Source organism: Streptomyces sp. AHU1 (assembly GCF_045343905.1).
In the GTDB taxonomy this organism is placed as follows: Bacteria; Actinomycetota; Actinomycetes; order Streptomycetales; family Streptomycetaceae; genus Streptomyces; species Streptomyces triticiradicis.
The window spans coordinates 2,770,606-2,788,404 of record NZ_CP174283.1 but is presented as its reverse complement, the minus strand read 5'-3'; the positions used below and the strand labels follow the sequence as shown (position 1 = coordinate 2,788,404).

Sequence of the window (17,799 nt, the reverse complement as noted above, 5' to 3'; positions counted from 1 at the left end):
CCGGCCGGCCCCGCGAGGCCCGCCGAAGGGACGGGAGAGGCCGGAGGGACCGGGAAAGCCGAGAGGGGGTACGGCGAGCGCCGTACCCCCTCTCCGGGTTCACCCCCGGGTGCTACAGGCCGTAGCGCTCCCGGGCCTCCTTCACCGCCGAGGCCTTGACCTCGCCGCGGCGGGCGAGCTGCGCCAGCGCGGCGACGACGATCGACTGCGCGTCCACGCCGAAGTGGCGGCGGGCCGCGTCACGGGTGTCGGAGAGGCCGAAGCCGTCGGCACCGAGCGAGGACCAGTCCTGCTCGACCCACTGCGCGATCTGGTCCGGGACCTGGCGCATGTAGTCGGAGACCGCGAGCACCGGGCCCTCGGCGCCCTGCAGCGCCCGGCGGACGAACGGCACCCGCTCCTCGCCGCGCAGCAGGGCCGCGTCGGCCTCCAGCGCGTCGCGGCGCAGCTCGGTCCAGGAGGTCGCGGACCACACGTCGGCGGCCACGCCCCACTCCTCGGCGAGCAGCTTCTGGGCCGCGAGGGTCCAGTGGATCGCCGTTCCGGAGCCGATCAGCTGGATGCGCGGGGCGTTCGCCGCGGCCACCTCCAGGCCCGCCGACTCCGCCGTGTTGAAGCGGTACAGGCCCTTGACGATGCCCTCGTCGACGCCGGCCGGCTTGGCGGGCTGCGGCATCGGCTCGTTGTAGACGGTCAGGTAGTAGAAGACGTCCTGGTCCTCGCCCGGGGCCGCCTCGCCGTACATCCGGCGCAGACCGTCCTTGACGATCGCCGCGATCTCGTACGCGAACGCCGGGTCGTACGACAGCGCGGCCGGGTTGGTCGCCGCGATGACGGGGGAGTGGCCGTCGGCGTGCTGCAGGCCCTCACCGGTCAGGGTCGTGCGGCCGGCCGTGGCGCCGACCAGGAAGCCGCGGCCGAGCTGGTCGCCGAGCTGCCACATCTGGTCGGCGGTGCGCTGCCAGCCGAACATCGAGTAGAAGATGTAGAAGGGGATCATCGCCTCGCCGTGCGTGGAGTACGCGGTGGACGCGGCGATGAAGTCCGCCATGGAGCCGGCCTCGGTGATCCCCTCGTTGAGGATCTGGCCGTCCTTGGCCTCCTTGTAGTACATCAGCTGGTCGCGGTCGACCGGCTCGTACGTCTGGCCCTTGGGCGAGTAGATGCCGAGCGAGGGGAAGAGCGACTCCATACCGAAGGTACGGGCCTCGTCCGGGACGATCGGCACCCAGCGGCGGCCGGTCTGCTTGTCGCGGACCAGGTCCTTGACCAGGCGGACGAACGCCATGGTCGTCGCCACGTTCTGCGAGCCGGAGCCCTTGTCGAAGGACGCGAAGGTCTTGTCGGCGGGGGCCGGCAGCGGGGCCAGGGCGTGCGTGCGGCGGGCCGGGGCCGGGCCGCCGAGGGCCGCGCGGCGCTCCTGGAGGTAGCGGACCTCGGGGGAGTCGGCGCCGGGGTGGCCGTAGGGCACCACGCCGTCGACGAACTGGCTGTCGGAGATGGGCAGTTCGAGCAGGTCACGCATCTGCTTGAACTCGTCCGTGGACAGCTTCTTCATCTGGTGGTTGGCGTTCTTCGACGCGAAGCCCGGGCCGAGGGTGTGGCCCTTGACCGTCTGGGCCAGGATCACGGTCGGCGCGCCCTTGTGGGCGAGGGCGGCGCGGTAGGCCGCGTACACCTTGCGCGACTCGTGGCCGCCGCGGGAGAGGTGGAAGCACTCCAGGATCTTGTCGTCGCTCAGCAGCTTCGCCATCTCGGCGAGCGCCGGGTCGGCGCCGAAGAAGTCCTGGCGGATGTAGGCCGCGTCGCGGGTCTGGTACGTCTGCACCTGAGCGTCGGGCACCTGGCGCAGGCGGCGGACGAGCGCGCCCGTGGTGTCGAGCTGGAACAGCTCGTCCCAGGCCGAGCCCCACAGCGACTTCACGACGTTCCAGCCGGCGCCGCGGAACTGCGCCTCCAGCTCCTGCACGATCTTGAAGTTCGCGCGGACCGGGCCGTCGAGGCGCTGCAGGTTGCAGTTGATGACGAAGGTCAGGTTGTCCAGGCCCTCGCGGGAGGCGAGTGCGAGTGCCGCGGTCGACTCCGGCTCGTCCATCTCGCCGTCACCGAGGAACGCCCACACGTGCGAGGCGGAGACGTCCTTGATGCCGCGGTTGGTGAGGTAGCGGTTGAAGCGGGCCTGGTAGATCGCCGACAGCGGGCCGAGACCCATGGAGACGGTCGGGAACTCCCACAGCCAGGGCAGCCGGCGCGGGTGCGGGTACGACGGGAGGCCGTTGCCGCCCGACTCCTGGCGGAAGTTGTCCAGGTGCTGCTCGGTGAGCCGGCCGTCGAGGAAGGCGCGGGCGTAGATGCCGGGGGAGGCGTGGCCCTGGATGTAGAGCTGGTCGCCGGACCCGTCACCCTCCTTGCCCTTGAAGAAGTGGTTGAAGCCGGTCTCATAGAGCCAGGCCGCGGAGGCGAAGGTGGCGATGTGGCCGCCGACGCCGTGCTTCGCGCCCCGGGTCACCATCGCGGCCGCGTTCCAGCGGTTCCACGCGGTGATCCGGGCCTCCATCGCCTCGTCGCCGTCGACGACGGGCTCGGCGGCGGTGGGGATGGTGTTGACGTAGTCCGTCTCGAGCAGCTTGGGCAGCGCGAGACCGTTGCCCTCGGCGCGCTCCAGCGTGCGGCGCATCAGGTACGCGGCACGATGCGGCCCGGCCGCCTGGGTGACGGCGTCCAGGGAGGCCTGCCACTCGGCGGTCTCCTCGGGGTCGCGGTCCGGGAGCTGGTCGAGCTCGCTCGGCTGGATTGCGGTGGGGTCGGTCATTGCGCCGCCTTCCGGATGCGGAGGGGGGTTCCCTCATCGGCAAGGGGTTTTCGGGATGTGCCCTTGGTCTATGGCAGGACAGGGCGAAGGGCTCTTGTGGGAGCCCGTCGAGGACTGTAACCCCCTGATCGATGATCGATCAAAGGATTCCGGGGGAAATCCTCTTCAGATCGGAAAGTCGGCACCCGGTGCCTTGAAGCCAGGCACCGGGTGCCGTGAAAATCGACGGTTCTCGCAGGTGGGAGCACGGTTGAGCGCGGGTGTGCTCCCCTGCGCCGACGCCGTCGGGACGTCCCTCAGGGGCGCGGGGCGCAGCCGAGGACGTGGGCCTTGACGAGGTCGGCGATCAGCGGGTCGCGGCGCCGGAAGGCGTCCACGAGGGCCTCGTGCTCCTCCGCGTACGACTGCTGCACGGTCCCGAGCCAGCGGATGGACAGGGCCGTGAAGACCTCGATGCCCAGGCCCTCCCAGGTGTGCAGCAGGACGGAGTTCCCGGCCGCCCGGACCAGCTCGCGGTGGAAGGCCACGGTGTGCCGCACCTGGCCGGTCCCGTCGGCCAGCCGGTCGGCCTCGTACAGCGCCGTCACGTGCGGCTCCAGGGCCGAGCAGTCCTCCGCCAGCTTCCCCGCCGCCAGCTCCGCCGCGATGGCCTCCAGACCGGCTCGTACGGGGTAGCTCTCCTCCAGGTCGGCGGCCGTCAGGTTCCGCACCCGGACGCCCTTGTTCGGCGCCGACTCGATCAGCCGCAGCGACTCCAGCTCGCGCAGCGCCTCGCGCACCGGGGTCTGGCTGACCTCCAGCTCGGTGGCGATCCGCCGCTCCACGATCCGCTCGCCCGGCTTCCAGCGCCCGCTGACGATCCCCTCCACGATGTGCTCGCGGATCTGTTCGCGCAGCGAGTGGACGACGGGCGCGGTCATGAAAGCTCCTTTGGGAGGGGCGGCGAAACCCTCGTGGGCGTTTGACCTTTAGACAATAAGGCCGTGGCTCCGTCGGTGTCGGGCGCATGGCGGCGCTTTCCGCAGGTGAGACGAGACTTACACGCTGTCAGAGTGTTCCCGGCCGTACGGGCCCGTACCAGGTGAAGTCCGGATTCGTACCGCCGATGTGATCGCGGAACGCGAGCGCCGGCGGAAGAACGGCGGCCGCGGGAGTCCGGACCCGACGAAACGCGGCACCCCCGCCCGGTGTCCCGGGCGGGGGTGCCGCGTCAGCGTTCCGCGTACGAGCGGTGCGGGTTACAGGCCGAGCTCGACCTCGAACTCGCCCGCCTCCAGGATCGCCTTGACCGCGGTCAGGTAGCGGGCGGCGTCGGCGCCGTCCACCAGACGGTGGTCGTAGGAGAGCGTCAGGTACGTCATGTCGCGGACGCCGATGACGGTGCCCTCCTCCGTCTCGATGACGGCCGGACGCTTGACCGTGGCGCCGATGCCCAGGATCGCGACCTGGTTCGGCGGCACGATGATCGTGTCGAACAGCGCGCCGCGCGAGCCGGTGTTGGAGATGGTGAAGGTCGCGCCGGACAGCTCGTCCGGGGTGATCTTGTTGGCGCGGACCTTGCCCGCCAGGTCGGCGGTGGCCTTGGCGATGCCGGCGATGTTCAGGTCGCCCGCGCCCTTGATGACCGGGGTCATCAGGCCCTTCTCCGAGTCCACCGCGATACCGACGTTCTCGGAGTCGAAGTAGGTGATCGTGCCCTCGGCCTCGTTGATCCGGGCGTTGATGACCGGGTGGGCCTTCAGCGCCTGGGCCGCCGCCTTCACGAAGAACGGCATCGGGGAGAGCTTGACGCCCTCGCGGGCCGCGAAGGAGTCCTTCGCCTGCGCGCGGAGCTTCATCAGGCGGGTGATGTCGACCTCGACGACCGAGGACAGCTGCGCCTGCTCGTGCAGGGCCTTCACCATGTTGTCGCCGATGACCTTGCGGATGCGGGGCATCTTGACGGTCTGGCCGCGCAGCGGCGAGACCTCCAGGACCGGGGCCTTCTTGGCGGCGGCCGGGGCGGCGGCAGCGGCGGCGGCCGGAGCCTGGACCGCGGCGGCGGCCTTCGCAGCCTCGGCGGCGGCGACGACGTCCTGCTTGCGGATGCGGCCGCCGACGCCGGTGCCCTTGACGGCGGCCAGGTCGACGCCGTTCTCGGCGGCGAGCTTGCGCACCAGCGGGGTCACGTACGCGCCGTCGTCACCGGCGGTGGCGGCGGGCGCCGGAGCCGGGGTGACGGGGGCGGGCGCGGCCACCGGCGCGGGGGCCGGGGCGGCGGGCGCGGCCGGAGCGGCGGGCTGGACCGGGGCCGGGGCGGCGGCGGCCGGGGCGGCCGGAGCAGCCGGGGCCGGAGCGGCGGGGGCGGCCGGAGCCGGGGCCGGAGCCGCGGCGGGGGCAGCAGGGGCGGCCGGGGCGGCGGCGGCCGGAGCCGCGCCGGGAGCGCCGATGACGGCCAGCTTCGCGCCGACCTCCGCGGTCTCGTCCTCGCCGACGACGATCTCCAGCAGCACGCCGGCGACCGGCGCGGGGATCTCGGTGTCGACCTTGTCCGTGGAGACCTCGAGCAGGGGCTCGTCCTCCGCGACCTCCTCGCCGACCTGCTTCAGCCAGCGGGTGACGGTGCCCTCGGTGACCGACTCGCCCAGCGCGGGCAGCACGACGTCGGTACCGGAGGCGCCACCGGCCGGGGCGGCGGCCGGAGCGGCCGGGGCCGGGGCCTCGGCCGCGGGGGCCTCGGCGACGGGGGCGGGGGCGGCCGGAGCGGCGGCCGGGGCCGGAGCCTCGGCGGCGGCGGGGGCCGGGGCGGCGGCGGGCGCGCCCGTGCCGTCGTCGATGACGGCCAGCTCGGCGCCGACCTCGACGGTCTCGTCCTCGGCGACCTTGATGGACGCGAGGATGCCGGCGGCGGGGGAGGGGATCTCGGTGTCGACCTTGTCCGTCGACACCTCCAGCAGCGGCTCGTCGGCCTCGACGCGCTCGCCCTCGGCCTTCAGCCAGCGGGTGACGGTGCCCTCGGTGACGCTCTCACCGAGGGCCGGAAGGGTTACGGAAACCGGCATGGTTTCTGTTGCTCCTTATTGGGTCTCCCCCGCCCGACCGGGATCGAGGGCCGGGGGAAGTGCGGAAGTCTGTGGTCGTCGTCGCGCCCTGCTCGACGCGGTGACTGGGACGGCCGGTGGCCGGGGAAGGCCCCGGCCGGACCGGGTCAGTCGTGCGCGTGCAGCGGCTTGCCCGCGAGCGCGAGGTGGGCCTCGCCGAGCGCCTCGTTCTGCGTCGGGTGGGCGTGGATGAGCTGGGCGACCTCGGCGGGCAGCGCTTCCCAGTTGTAGATCAGCTGGGCTTCGCCGACCTGCTCGCCCATGCGGTCGCCGACCATGTGGACGCCGACCACGGCACCGTCCTTCACCTGGACGAGCTTGATCTCGCCCGAGGTGTTGAGGATCTTGCTCTTGCCGTTGCCCGCGAGGCTGTACTTCAGGGCGACGACCTTGTCCGCGCCGTAGATCTCCTTGGCCTTGGCCTCGGTGATGCCCACGGAGGCGACCTCGGGGTGGCAGTACGTCACGCGCGGGACGCCGTCGTAGTCGATCGGGACGGTCTTCAGACCGGCCAGCCGCTCCGCGACCAGCATGCCCTCGGCGAAGCCGACGTGCGCGAGCTGGAGCGTCGGGACGAGGTCGCCGACGGCGGAGACGGTGGGGACGTTCGTGCGCATGTACTCGTCGACCAGGACGTAGCCGCGGTCCATCGCGATGCCCTGCTCCTCGTAGCCGAGACCGGCCGAGACCGGGCCGCGGCCGACGGCGACGAGCAGGACCTCGGCCTCGAACTCCTTGCCGTCGGCGAGGGTGACCTTGACACCGGTCTCGGTGTACTCGGCCTTCGAGAAGAAGGTGCCCAGGTTGAACTTGATGCCGCGCTTGCGGAACGCGCGCTCGAGGAGCTTGGAGGAGTTCTCGTCCTCGACCGGGACGAGGTGCTTGAGGCCCTCGATGACGGTCACCTCGGCACCGAAGGACTTCCACGCCGAGGCGAACTCGACGCCGATGACGCCGCCGCCCAGGATGATCGCGGACTGCGGCACGCGGTCCAGGACGAGCGCGTGGTCCGAGGAGATGATGCGGTTGCCGTCGATCTCCAGGCCCGGCAGCGACTTCGGCACGGAGCCGGTCGCGAGGAGCACGTGGCGGCCCTGGATCCGCTGGCCGTTCACGTCGACGGAGGTCGGGGAGGACAGGCGGCCCTCACCCTCGATGTACGTCACCTTGCGGGACGCGATGAGACCCTGCAGACCCTTGTACAGACCGGAGATGACCCCGTCCTTGTACTTGTGGACGGCGGGTACGTCGATGCCCTCGAAGGTGGCCTTGACGCCGAACTGCGCGCTCTCGCGGGCCTGGTCGGCGATCTCGCCCGCGTGCAGCAGGGCCTTCGTGGGGATGCACCCACGGTGCAGGCAGGTACCGCCGACCTTGTCCTTCTCGATCAGGGCGACGTCCAGGCCCAGCTGCGCTCCGCGCAGCGCCGCGGCGTAACCGCCGCTACCGCCGCCGAGGATCACTAGGTCGAAAACGGTGCTGGCGTCGTTCGCCACGTCACGTCCTCCATGCATGTGCGCCGTTACGCCGGGCACCTTCGTCCCTTACGGGTGGTTGACCGGTCGGTCGGCTGGTGTCCGGCCGCTCTTTCTACGGCCCTGTGGTGGGGGCCCTGTCCTGCCGAGAACCCATCTTCGCACTTGTCGGGGGCGAGCGAGACGCCGGGCCGGTGTGTGGGGCGTCTGATCCATCACGTCGACGGGGTGCGGAGCCGGGTGAACCTGCGGATTTCGTCGAGGGCGAAACCTCCGTTCGGCCACACGAGCGGCCCCGGGCGCGCGGACGCCCGGGGCCGTGTGCCGTACGGGGGCTCAGCCCAGGTCGCCGGCCGCCGTCAGCTCGGCGAGGCGGACCAGGGTGCGGACCGCGGAACCGGTGCCGCCCTTGGGGGTGTAGCCGAACGGGCCGGCCTCGTTGAACGCGGGGCCCGCGATGTCCAGGTGCGCCCAGGTGATGCCCTCGCCCACGAACTCGCGCAGGAACAGGCCGGCGACCAGGCCGCCGCCCATGCGCTCGCCCATGTTGGCGATGTCGGCGGTGGGGGAGTCCATGCCCTTGCGCAGGTGCTCGGGCAGCGGCATCGGCCAGGACTCCTCGCCGACCTCCTCGGCGGCCTCGACGATCGCGGCACGGAACGCGTCGTCGTTGGCCATCACGCCGAAGGTGCGGTTGCCGAGCGCCAGCACCATCGCGCCGGTCAGCGTCGCCACGTCGACGATCGCGTCCGGCTTCTCCTCGGACGCCTTCCACAGCGCGTCCGCGAGGACCAGGCGGCCCTCGGCGTCGGTGTTCAGCACCTCGACGGTCTTGCCGCTGTACATGCGCAGCACGTCACCCGGACGGGTGGCGGAGCCGGAGGGCATGTTCTCGGCGAGCGCGAGCCAGCCGGTGACGTTGACCTCCAGGCCAAGGCGCGCGGCGGTGACCACGGCGGCGAAGACCGCGGCGGCGCCGGCCATGTCGCACTTCATCGTCTCGTTGTGCCCGGCGGGCTTGAGCGAGATGCCGCCCGAGTCGTAGGTGATGCCCTTGCCGACGAAGGCGAGGTGCTTCTTCGCCTTCGAGGAGGTGTACGACAGCTTCACCAGGCGGGGACCGGCGGCCGAGCCGGCGCCGACGCCGAGGATGCCGCCGTAGCCGCCCTTGGTGAGGGCCTTCTCGTCGAGCACCTGCACCTTGATGCCGTGCTCCTTGCCGGCCGCGGTGGCGACGGCGGCGAAGGACTCCGGGTTGAGGTCGTTCGGCGGGGTGTTGACGAGGTCGCGGGCGCGGTTGAGCTCCTCGGTCACGGCGGTGGCGCGCGCGACGGCCGCCTTGTACGCCGCGTCCCGGGGCTTGCCGCCGAGGACGGTCACCTCGCCGAGCGGACCCTTGCGGTCCTTGGCGGCCTCGCTGCGGCCCGCCTCCTTGTAGGCGTCGAAGCCGTACGCGCCCAGGCGGGCGCCCTCGGCGACGGCACCGGCGTCGGCGGCGTCCGAGACCGGCAGCGCGAACGCGGCCTTCTTGGCGCCGGCGAGCGCGCGGGCGGCGACACCGGCCGCGCGGCGCAGTGCCTCGGCGTCGAAGCCGGCCTCGTCCGCGGGAACCGCTCCCAGGCCGACGGCCACCACGACGGGAGCCTTGAATCCGGACGGCGCGGGCAGCTTGGTCACCTCGCCCTCGGCCCCCGAGGCCCCGAGGGTCTCCAGGATTCCGGCGAGCCCGCCGTCGTACGCGTTGTCAACGGCCTCGGCGCCCGGTGCGACGACCGGACCCTTGGGGCCCTTCGCGACACCGACGACGATCGCGTCGGCCCGCAGACCGGACGCCGCGGCGGTGCTGAGAGTGAGAGCAGTCACGGTGGTGAGATCTCCGCTTCCATTGAGGTTCTTTGGCCGAGAGGGGTGGGTCGACCGGGCCCGACGGCCGACCCTAGATCCGTCCTCGGGGGCGGTCCTCGCCGGGGCCCGTGACAGGCCGGGCGAGTACCCGGGACGAGCCTACGCTCGGGGCCGGGTTTCGCTCATTCCTGCGGACGTTCACCCACAGGTGGCGCCGTCCCGGATTCCCGCCCCTCACTCCCGGTGACCTGAGACACACTCATCGTGGTCAGTGGGCACGCCGTCCACTGATTTGCACGATTTCCACAGATTCCCCATGGTTTCCACCCGTGGGGGATGCTCGAGGGGGAGAAAGCTACATATGGCACAGAGCCTGCATCGGTGGAGAGGGACGGCTGCCGTCCTGGGGGCCGCCGGACTTCTGGCGCTGGGCATGGGGGCACCCGGTGCGTCCGCGGCGGTCACGCCGCGGATCGACCTCAAGGTCCTCGTCGTGGACAACGGCGCGGGCCAGGTCGGAGCCATCACCGCGGAGCTGAAGAACTCCGGTGTCCCGTACACCACGGTCAACCTGGGCGACGCGAACCGCCCGACCATCAACGCGACGTTCCTGAGCGACACGGTGAACGGCGTCCCGCGCGCCAAGTACCAGGGCGTCGTCCTGCCGAACGAGTCGCCCTTCGGCGCGGGTTCGGCCGAACAGACCGCCCTGGAGGCCTACGAGAAGACATTCGGCATCCCGCAGGTCGACGCCTACACCTGGGCCCACCCCGAGGTCGGTCTCGACTACACCGACCAGAACGGCGGCTGGTCCGGCGTGCTGGACGGAGCGACCACGCAGATCACCGCGGCGGGCACGGCCGGCCCGTTCCGCTACCTCGACGGACCGCTGACCTTCGAGGACAACGACCCGGCCGTGCAGGAGACCTACGGCTACGCGGCCCACCCGAGGGACGGGTTCACCAGCTACCTGAACGCGCCCAGCGGCGGTTCGATGCTCGGGCAGTACGAGCACGACGGGCGCCGCGAACTCGTGGTGACCTTCGCGTACAACCAGTACCAGCAGCAGTTCAAGGTCCTGGCGCGCGGCATCGTCGAGTGGCTCACCCAGGGCGTGCACCTCGGACAGGCCAGGAACTACTTCTCCGTCCACGTCGACGACGTCTTCGCGCCCGACGCCCGCTGGGACTCCGAGCGCGACTGCACCCCCGGCGACATCGACTGCGCGGGCGGCGACGGCGAGGACACCACCGCGCCGATCCGCATGACCGCGGCCGACGCCGTCTACGCCGCCCAGTGGGAGGCCGACCACGGGTTCACGCTCGACATGGTCTTCAACGGGGGCGCGGGCGAGCAGTGGAAGTCCGAGAACGGCGGCACCGACGCCCTCACGGACCAGCTGCTCGCCGACAAGGCCAAGTTCCGCTGGATGAACCACACCTACACGCACCCGTTCCTCGGCTGCGTCCAGGACACCACGACCGTCCCCTGGACCTGCGCGAAGAACACCGACGGCACCACGAAGTGGGTGAGCCGGTCCGAGATCTCCGCGCAGATCTCGGACAACAACAAGTGGGCGGCCTCGCACGGCCTCTCCACCGACCGCACCGAGCTGGTGACCGGCGAGCACTCGGGCCTCAAGACGCTGCCCCAGCAGCCCGTCGACAACCCGAACCTCGCGCGCGCCATGGCCGACAACGGCGTCAGGTGGACCGGGTCCGACAACTCCCGCGAGCCCGAGCAGCGTTCGGTCGGCAACGGCGTGATGACCGTCCCCCGCTACCCGATGAACATCTACTACAACACCGGCACGCCCGAGGAGATGGCCGACGAGTACAACTACATCTACACCTCGAAGGCCGACGGCGGCAGCGGGGTGTGCGAGAACAACGCGACGTCCACCTGCCTGCCGGCCCCGCTGAACACGGCCACCGGCTACGCCGACCACATCGTCCCGGCCGAGGCGCGCACCGCGCTCGGGCACGCCATCGGCAACGACCCGCGTCCGCACTACGTCCACCAGTCCAACCTGGCCGAGGGCCGCATCCTCTACCCGGTCCTGGACAAGGTGCTCGACGGCTACAAGGCGATCTACGCCGACAACACCCCGCTGCAGAACCCCCGTCAGAGCGCCATCGGCACGGAGCTGCAGCGCCGTACCGACTGGCAGACGGCCCTGGCGAGCGGCAGGGTCACGGCCTACCGCATCGGCAACAAGGTCACCGTCACGGCCCCGTCCGGGACGCAGATCCCGGTGACCGTGCCCGAGGGGACCACGAAGCAGCTCGTGGTCGGCACCACCCCGTTCGGCACGCCGTACGCGGGACAGCGCAACGACTGGACCAAGCCCGAGCTCCTTCAGTCGGCGGTCAAGCTGAACCTGCCCGCCTAGGCGCGCGGCACCGCGGCAGCAGACGCGCACCCCGGCCGGTCCCGGCCGGGGTGCGCTCGTGAGCCGTGCGGCGGGGAGCCGGGGGGCTCTCCGGAAGAAACAGTCCCAGGGGGGAACCACGCATGATGCGCACCGGCCGTCATGTCACCATGCTCACCGAAGGCACCTACCCACATGTCCACGGCGGGGTCAGCACCTGGTGCGACCAGCTGGTCAAGGGCATGCCGGAGGTCGACTTCCACATCGTCTCGCTCACCGGCAGCGGCCGCGAACCCGTGGCCTGGGAACTGCCGCCCAACGTCTACCGGCACACCCGGGTGCCGACCTGGGGACCGCGCCCCGGCCGCGCCCGCCCGCCGATCGGCCGCGCCCAGCGCCGCTTCGCCGAGATCTACGAACGCTTCCTGCTCTCCTTCCTCGACCCCGACTCGCCCGAGGACTTCGGCGACGCCCTGTACGAGCTGGCCGTCCTCGCCCGCGACGGACGCCTGTCCGCCGCCCTGAGCGGCGAGGCGGCGCTGCGCTCGCTGATGTGGATCTGGACCATGCCGCACCTGCCGACGGCGGCCGCCCGGCCCACCGTGCACGACGCGCTCGTGGCGACGGACCTGCTGGAGCACGCGCTGCGCCCGCTCGGCGTCCGGCTCCCCGAGGACTGCGTCGCCCACGCGGTCAGCAGCGGGCTCGCCACGCTGCCCGCCCTCGTCGCGCACCACCTGGACGGGGTCCCGTTCCTGCTCACCGAGCACGGCATCTATCTGCGCGAGCGCTACCTCGGCTACCGCGGCGCCGAACAGCGCTGGCCCGTCAAGGCGTTCATGCTCGGCTTCTACCGCGAGCTGAACTCCCTCGGCTACCGCGCCGCCGACCTCATCACCCCCTGCAACCAGTACAACCGCCGCTGGGAGGAGCGCGGCGGCGCCGACGGGGACCGGATCCGCACGGTCTACAACGGCGTCGACCCGCACGCCTTCCCGCACGCGGGACCCGAACCCGCCGTGCCCACCCTCACCTGGTGCGGCCGGATCGACCCCATCAAGGACCTGGAGACGCTCCTTCGCGCGTACGCCATGGTGCGCGCCGAACTGCCCGACACCCGGCTGCGGCTGTTCGGCCCCGTGCCGCCCGGCGGGGAGGCGTACCGCACCCGCCTGGAGAAGCTCGCCGCCGAACTGGGCGTCACCGACGGGCTGACCTTCGAGGGCCGGATCACCGAGGTGTGGCGCGCCTACGCGGCCGGCCACGTCGTCATGCTGTCCTCCATCTCGGAGGGCTTCCCGTTCTCGATCATCGAGGCCATGTCCTGCGGCCGTACGACGGTCTCCACGGACGTGGGCGGGGTCCGGGAGGCGGTCGGCGACACCGGCATCGTCGTCCCGCCGCGCGAACCGGAGAAGATGGCCGCCGCCGCCCTCGCCCTGCTGCGGGACGAGGAACGGCGTCTGGACCTCGGCGAGCTGTCCCGCCAGCGGGTCATCGACCGGTTCACGCTGCGCCGTTCCGTCGACGCGTTCAGGACGGTCTACCAGGAACTGGCGGACCGGTCCGCGGTGTACGAGCCCGCCGTGGAGACCGTCGCCGACTGGACCCTCGAACTGCGCGACCCCTGGTACCAGGCCGTCGCCACGGACGGGACCGGCTGGTGAGCGGCTCCCTGCGCACGCAGCCCGGGACCCACGGGGCCACCCGCCCCCTGGTGCCGAGCCAGCGTCGCCCGACGAGCTGGGGGAAGCCCGACCCGATCGACGAACTCGCCGCGGAGCTGGGGGAGTCCGTGACCGCCGCCGTCCACCCCGACGAGGTGGCCGCGCTCCTGGAGTCCGACGGCCTCTCGGACGACCAGATCCGCGAACGGTACGGCGTCGCCGACTCCTTCGCCCTCGCCGAGGCGCTGTTCGAGCGGGTCGACCGGGGCTATCCCGAACCGGAGGGACCGGCCCACGACCCCTGGCGCACCGGCCTGATCGGCTGTCTCCTGCGGGGCGTCGTCTTCGCCCTCCCCGGCCTCGGCTACGTCCTCGCCGCGCCGCTCCTCGCGGGGCCCAGGGGCGCGTTCGGGCTTCCGGCCGGCACCGTTCCGATGCTCGCCGGAGCGCTGTGCGGCTGGACCTGGAACCAGGGGCTCGCGCACCGCGCGTACACCTGGACGGGGCTCGGTGACCGCACGGCCGCCCGCCGCGCGCTGCTCGTCGGGACCCCGGCCGGTGTCCTGCTCGGCTCCCTGGTGGCCCTCGCCGCGGCGGGATCGGCCGGCCGGGGCGCCGTCGCCTTCGCCGCCGGGCAGTCCGGCTATCTGGGCGCGGCCACCGTCCTGCTGGTCATGGGCAGGGAACGCACGCTGCTCGCCGCCCTGGCGCCCATGACGGCGGGCGCGGTCGTCACCGTGTTCCACCCGGTTCCCGACCCGGCGCGCGTGGCCCTGCTCCTCGGCTCCCTGGCGGCGGTCGCCCTGCTCGGACTCCTCGAGGTGGCTCCCGTCGTACGCGAGCTGGGGAAGGGGAGCTGGGGCGCGGGACTGCTCGCGCTGCTGCGGCGGGCGAACGCCCGGGGCGGCGAGCCGTCCGGGCGGGACGGTGAGCCGCGGGCGGCCTCCGCGGGCCGGCCGGACGGGGGGAAGCCCGGGACCGCCCCGGGCCGCCTCGGCGCGGCCCTCGCGCGGCTGCGCGCCCGCCGGTCCGCCCCGCGCCGGCACGCCGGGACCCTCGGGTACGCCCTCTTCGGGCTCGGCAGCGGTGTCCTCGTGCTGTACGCGGCGCTCGGAGACGTCCTGACGGGGGCCCGTACGGCGGTCGCCGCGCCGGCCGCGGTCGCGCTCACCCTCAGCATGGGCCCCGCCGAGTGGCTGCTCTTCCGGTTCCGCAGCGGGAGCCTCGCCGGGCTGCGCTCCAGCACTTCGGCGAGGAGGTTCCGGCGGGCCGCCACGGGCGCGCTCCTGAAGTGCCTCACCGGCTACCTCGCCGCGCTGCTCGTGCTCGGACTCGGCGCCTCCGCGCTGTGGCCGCACGCGCCCGCGGCGGCGGACGGGGTCCGGATCGGCGGACTGCTCCTGCTGGGCGTGGTCATGTGGACCGGGCTGCTGCTCCAGTCCTTCGGCGCCGTCACCGGCACGGCCGCCGTCGTCTGCGCCGCCGCGCTCGCCCAGACGGCGGCGCTGGCGACGCACACGGGCGACTCGCGCTGGGTGGGCCTGATCGTGTACGGCGCGGCGGCGGGCGCCCAGACCGTGCTGGTCTGCGCCCGGACCGGAAAGGTGACGGCCCACCGGTGAAGGACCTCCTCGTCCCGTACTACGAACACCCCGCCGTCCGTCCGGCCGAGTGGGACGCTCTCGTCGCCGCGGCGCCCCGGCTGTACGGCGTCGTGCTGAACCCCGCCAGCGGGCCGGGCGAGCGCCCCGACCCGGGGTTCGCGGCGGTCGCCGGACGGCTGCGCGCGGCGGGCGTGCGGGTCCTCGGGTACGTCGACACGGCGTACGGGCGCAGGCCGCTCGCGGACGTCCTCGGCGAACTGGACCGGCACCGGGACTGGTTCGGCACCGACGGCGTGTTCCTGGACCAGGCGGCCGCGGCGGAGGGCGAGTTCGCTTACTACCGGCGGCTCGCGACCGCGGTCCGGGGCCTCGGCCGCGGCACCCTCGTCCTCAACCACGGCACGGCACCGCACCCCTCGTACGCCCGCGTCGCCGACGTCCTCGTCACCTTCGAGGGCACCTGGGCCGCCTACCGGAGGAAGCCCCCGCCGCCGTGGAAGGGCACCGACGTGCGTCTGTGCCACCTCGTCCACGCCGCTCCGGCCGACGCCGACGCGGCGGCGCTGGCCGGGGAACGGGGGGCCGCGCTGCACTGCGCGGTCCCCGGCACGGGGGACCACCCCTGGGGCACCCTGCCGAACGGCCTCGCCCCCGCCCCGGGAGCGCGGTGATCAGCCCAGCGAGAGGACCACGAGCGCGGTCGTCGCCGCCGTCTCCGCCAGGCTGCCGAACACATCGCCGGTGACACCGCCGAAGCGGCGGACGCAGTGCCGCAGCAGCAGTTCGGCGGCCAGCAGGGCGAGGCCCACCGCCACCGCGGCGCGCACGGCGTCATGGCTCCCGACGAGGGCGCCGGCGCCCGCCGCGGCGCCGGTCACGGCCGCCGCCACCAGCAGGGCGCCGCGCACCGGCACGGTGCCCGCGACCGCCGCGCCCAGTCCTCCGGGGCGGGCCGCGGGCACCGCGGCGCGGGCGGCGAGCGTGAGCGCCAGGCGGGCCGCGGCCGCCGGGACGACGGCGGCGAGGACGCCCCGGCCCCACGAGGCCTCGTACGCCTGGGCGAGTCCGGCCACCTGGGCGAGCAGGACGAACAGGAGGGTGATCACCCCGAACGGGCCGATGTCCGACTGCTTCATGATCCGCAGCGCGTCCTCGGCGGGCTTGCCGCTGCCCAGCCCGTCCGCGGTGTCGGCGAGCCCGTCGAGGTGCAGGCCCCGGGTGAGCGCGGCCGGTACGGCGGCGGTGGCCACGGCCGCGAGCAGCGGACCCGACCCCATGGCCAGCAGCGCCACGCCCGCCAGTGCCGCGCCCGCCCCGACCACCAGGCCGGCCAGGGGGGCGCACAGCATGCCGCCGCGTGCCGCGTCACGGTCCCAGCGGGTCACCTTCACCGGGAGCACGGTGAGGGTGCCGAAGGCGAAGCGGAGGCTGTCGGGCAGCGAGGCCCCGGAGGCGGTCTTGGACATCGGCGCAGGGTACCCGGACGCCCGGAGGGCGGATACGGCGGTGCTGGATAAAGTTCGCATATGGGTCATTGGCTGTATCGGAACCTCGTCGAGCCGGGGAAGCTCCCCCTGTTCCTGGCGCTGGCCTCGTTCGTCGTGACCTTCGTGGTCACCCGTGTCATCGTGCGGCTGATCCGTGCCGGCAAGGGCCCCTTCGGCAACGTCAAGGCCGGTGATCTGCACATCCACCACGTGGTGCCCGGGGTGGTGCTCACGGTGATCGGCGGCTTCGGCGCGGTCGCCGGCAGCCGCTACGGATTCTGGCCCTGCGTGAGCGCCGTGGTGTTCGGCGTCGGAACGGGCCTCGTGCTCGACGAGTTCGCGCTGATCCTGCACCTCGACGACGTCTACTGGACCGAGGACGGGCGCAAGAGCGTCGAGGTCGTGGTGATCACGGCGGCCCTCCTCGGCCTGATGCTCAGCGGCTTCTCGCCGCTCGGCGTCAACGACGTCAGCGACCAGGAGGCGCAGGACCGCGCGAGCGCGATCGTGACCATCGTCCTGAACTTCCTCTTCGTGCTGCTCGCCCTGAGCAAGGGCAAGGCCCGCACGGCGGTCTTCGGGGTGATCGTCCCCTTCATCGCCCTCGTCGGCGCCGTCAGACTGGCCAAGCCCGCCTCGCCGTGGGCCAGGCGCTTCTACCGGCGCCGGCCGCGCGCCCGCGCCCGGTCCAGGCTGCGCGCCTACCGTCACGACCGCCGCTGGGCGGTCCGGACCCGCAGGGTTCAGGAGTGGATCGGCGGCAAACCCGACCCGGCGCCCGACCGCTCCCTGTCCGACCGCCGGTGACGCGCCGCGGAGAGCGCGCACAACGCCAGCACCGCGGCGATCGCCGCCAGGTGCTCCTTGCCCGCCAGGTTGTCCTTGACGATCACCTCGGTCACCATGGCCCCGATCACGACCCCCGCCGTCGCGTACGCCCGGTGGCGCCAGCCCAGGAACACGGCGAGGCCCACCACCGCCGCCGACGGGCCGGTGTCGACGACCAGCGCGTCCGCCCCGGGCAGCCCCAGCGGCCGGTGCGGGCCGAGCGCGATGCCGACGCGGGCGTACAGGGTCCCGGCCAGTGTGGCGACGTACGCGATCACGAGCGTGCGCCACCAGCCCAGACAGATCTCGGCGATCCCGAAGACGACCAGGATCTGCGCGAGCGCGCCCCACACCGGCAGGTCCAGCGCCGGGACGAACAAGGAGAGCGGGGTGCGCAGCAGGGCGAGCCGCAGCGGGTCCTCGGCCCGGACGGAGCCCGTGTCCTGCACCAGCCGGTAGCCCCAGGACTGGTTCTGGACGAACTGGAGGGCGGCCGTCAGACACACCGCGCCGAGCGTCATCGGGACGGCCCGCCACCCGTTCGCCCGCAGGGCCCGGCGCACGGTGGCGTACAGCAGCCCCCACTCGGCGCGGGCCCAGCGGGCGAGTGCGCTCATCCGGTCGTCCCCA

At 72.9% G+C, this 17,799-nt stretch carries 12 protein-coding genes; 5 read left to right on the top strand and 7 right to left on the bottom strand.

Features of this window, described 5'->3' with window-relative positions; genetic code table 11:
* Positions 1–112: 112 nt before the first annotated feature.
* From aceE to ACICHK_RS12640, 5 genes are all read right to left on the bottom strand, one after another.
* The gene (gene aceE, locus ACICHK_RS12660) at positions 113–2,812 is read right to left on the bottom strand and encodes a pyruvate dehydrogenase (acetyl-transferring), homodimeric type (RefSeq protein ID WP_406836965.1); all 2,700 of its coding nucleotides are present in this window, start codon (positions 2,810–2,812) and stop codon (positions 113–115) included.
* A 296-nt stretch (positions 2,813–3,108) separates the two neighbouring features.
* Positions 3,109–3,732 carry a GntR family transcriptional regulator gene (locus ACICHK_RS12655; protein ID WP_151473300.1) on the bottom strand — a complete coding sequence of 208 codons (624 nt, stop codon included), beginning with the start codon at positions 3,730–3,732 and terminating at the stop codon, positions 3,109–3,111.
* A gap of 318 nt (positions 3,733–4,050) precedes the next feature.
* Positions 4,051–5,853, bottom strand: coding sequence for a 2-oxoglutarate dehydrogenase, E2 component, dihydrolipoamide succinyltransferase (sucB, locus tag ACICHK_RS12650; protein WP_406836964.1), 1,803 nt, complete (start codon positions 5,851–5,853; stop codon positions 4,051–4,053).
* Between the two features lie 146 nt (positions 5,854–5,999).
* A complete protein-coding gene (gene lpdA, locus ACICHK_RS12645; protein WP_151475000.1) occupies positions 6,000–7,388 on the bottom strand; it encodes a dihydrolipoyl dehydrogenase in 1,389 nt (462 codons plus the stop codon).
* A 315-nt stretch (positions 7,389–7,703) separates the two neighbouring features.
* Positions 7,704–9,230: a leucyl aminopeptidase gene (locus tag ACICHK_RS12640; RefSeq protein ID WP_406836963.1), complete on the bottom strand. Its 1,527-nt coding sequence runs from the start codon at positions 9,228–9,230 to the stop codon at positions 7,704–7,706.
* 343 nt (positions 9,231–9,573) lie between these two features.
* On the opposite strand from ACICHK_RS12640, the gene ACICHK_RS12635 reads away from it, so the two are divergent.
* From ACICHK_RS12635 to ACICHK_RS12620, 4 genes are all read left to right on the top strand, one after another.
* Positions 9,574–11,604 (top strand): hypothetical protein, encoded by a 2,031-nt coding sequence (locus ACICHK_RS12635; protein ID WP_406836962.1) that lies wholly within the window; start codon positions 9,574–9,576, stop codon positions 11,602–11,604.
* Between the two features lie 122 nt (positions 11,605–11,726).
* A complete protein-coding gene (pelF, locus tag ACICHK_RS12630) occupies positions 11,727–13,250 on the top strand; it encodes a GT4 family glycosyltransferase PelF (RefSeq protein ID WP_151475003.1) in 1,524 nt (507 codons plus the stop codon).
* Positions 13,247–14,872: a hypothetical protein gene (locus ACICHK_RS12625; protein WP_406836961.1), complete on the top strand. Its 1,626-nt coding sequence runs from the start codon at positions 13,247–13,249 to the stop codon at positions 14,870–14,872. Before pelF ends, ACICHK_RS12625 begins: the two co-directional genes overlap by 4 nt.
* Entirely contained in the window at positions 14,869–15,525 is a 657-nt protein-coding gene (locus tag ACICHK_RS12620) for a spherulation-specific family 4 protein (RefSeq protein WP_406836960.1), read from the top strand. Before ACICHK_RS12625 ends, ACICHK_RS12620 begins: the two co-directional genes overlap by 4 nt.
* Here ACICHK_RS12620 and ACICHK_RS12615 read toward each other — a convergent pair whose 3' ends face one another.
* A complete protein-coding gene (locus tag ACICHK_RS12615; protein WP_406836959.1) occupies positions 15,526–16,320 on the bottom strand; it encodes an adenosylcobinamide-GDP ribazoletransferase in 795 nt (264 codons plus the stop codon).
* 60 nt (positions 16,321–16,380) lie between these two features.
* On the opposite strand from ACICHK_RS12615, the gene ACICHK_RS12610 reads away from it, so the two are divergent.
* Positions 16,381–17,148 (top strand): hypothetical protein, encoded by a 768-nt coding sequence (locus ACICHK_RS12610; RefSeq protein WP_406836958.1) that lies wholly within the window; start codon positions 16,381–16,383, stop codon positions 17,146–17,148.
* Here the strand turns inward: ACICHK_RS12610 and ACICHK_RS12605 are convergent.
* On the bottom strand, positions 17,085–17,786 hold the full coding sequence (locus tag ACICHK_RS12605; protein WP_406836957.1) for a hypothetical protein: 702 nt from the start codon (positions 17,784–17,786) through the stop codon (positions 17,085–17,087). The two genes, ACICHK_RS12610 and ACICHK_RS12605, sit on opposite strands and share 64 nt — an antisense overlap.
* Positions 17,787–17,799 lie beyond the last annotated feature (13 nt).